Source organism: Aequorivita viscosa, from assembly GCF_900106795.1.
In the GTDB taxonomy this organism is placed as follows: Bacteria; Bacteroidota; Bacteroidia; order Flavobacteriales; family Flavobacteriaceae; genus Aequorivita; species Aequorivita viscosa.
The window spans coordinates 1-1,300 of record NZ_FNNS01000061.1 but is presented as its reverse complement, the minus strand read 5'-3'; the positions used below and the strand labels follow the sequence as shown (position 1 = coordinate 1,300).

The 1,300-nt window shown below is 37.1% G+C and carries 2 protein-coding genes; both read left to right on the top strand.

What is annotated here, in order from left to right; genetic code table 11:
- Nucleotides 1-62: 62 nt before the first annotated feature.
- Nucleotides 63-419: an ISAon1 family transposase N-terminal region protein gene (locus BLW28_RS15525; RefSeq protein WP_092842598.1), complete on the top strand. Its 357-nt coding sequence runs from the start codon at nucleotides 63-65 to the stop codon at nucleotides 417-419.
- Nucleotides 420-474: 55 nt separating this feature from the next.
- Nucleotides 475-1,300, top strand: an 826-nt coding sequence (locus BLW28_RS15520; protein ID WP_092842597.1) for an ISAon1 family transposase, incomplete at its 3' end; no start/stop codon positions are given.

The following is a 1,300-nucleotide window of genomic DNA, read 5'->3' as shown; positions in this document are numbered from 1 at the left end:
GGCTCAACACAAAAAGTTGTGGAGTAACTAAAATTGAGGGAACTTTGAAATAAAGATTTTCGATGTCCTCAGATTCATTATTAGCGATAGCCAATTTATTACTTCCTGAAGTACTAGTAACCTATTTTGATTTAACAAAGCACGAGATTAAAGGCGAAGAACTGCACTTTTACTTCACGGAATTAAATACACTTCCTGATGGATATAACGATGCCAAGCTTCATTCCAAGGGCTTCTTTCCACAGGCTACAGTTCAGGATTTTCCCATACGGGGTAAGAACGTTTTTCTACATATAACCCGGCGTAGATGGTTTAACGAAACTTCCGGAAAAGTAGTTACCAGAGATTGGGATTTAGTAGCAAAAGGAACTAGGATAACTAGTGAATTTGCTGCTTTTTTAAAAGAGGTCTGTAAGTAATAATGCCACTAGCACAGCGGTTGTAGCTAAATTCTTTGGTGTCAACCCTAGAAGCTTGCAAAGGCAATACAAAGATTATTTAAGCGATTTTAAATCTTGGGATCAAAAACAACACGCAAAGGATTGGATTCTATTTGCTGAAAATCTTGGAAGTAATCTATCTCTTGATGAAACAGCTTTCTCCAACGGCGATCTATACACCATATTGACCAACAAAAAAGCAAAAGGAAAGAAAGGAGCTTTACTGGCTATGGTTAAAGGAACAAAAGCGGAAACAGTCATAAAAATACTTCATAAAATCCCCATAAAACAAAGAAAGAAGGTTAAAGAGGTAACTTTAGACATGGCTGGTAATATGGGGCTTATCGTTAAAAAATCATTCCCAAATGCAACCTTGGTCATAGATCGTTTTCACGTCCAAAAACTGGCATTGGACGCATTACAGGAAATCCGAATCAAGCATAGATGGGAAGCTCTCGACGCAGAGAATGACGCCATAGAGTACGCCAGAAGTAAATCTATAAAACACACCCCAGAACTGCTCTACAATGGAGACACCTTAAAACAATTGCTAGCAAGAAGTAGATACCTGCTCTATAAATCAAGCAGTAAATGGACTGAAAACCAATCAGAAAGAGCAAAATTGCTTTTTGAACGCTATCCAGATATTGAAAAGGCTTACAAATTATGCCAGAACCTATCTTGGATATTTAATAACACAAAAGATAAGACATCCGCACTCATACGCTTGGCAAAATGGTATGAAAAAGTAAGACAGGCGACCTTTAAAAGCTTCAATACTATCGCCAGAACAATGTCAATACATTATATGAACATATTAAACTACTTTGATAATCGAAGTACTAATGCTTCAGCAGAAT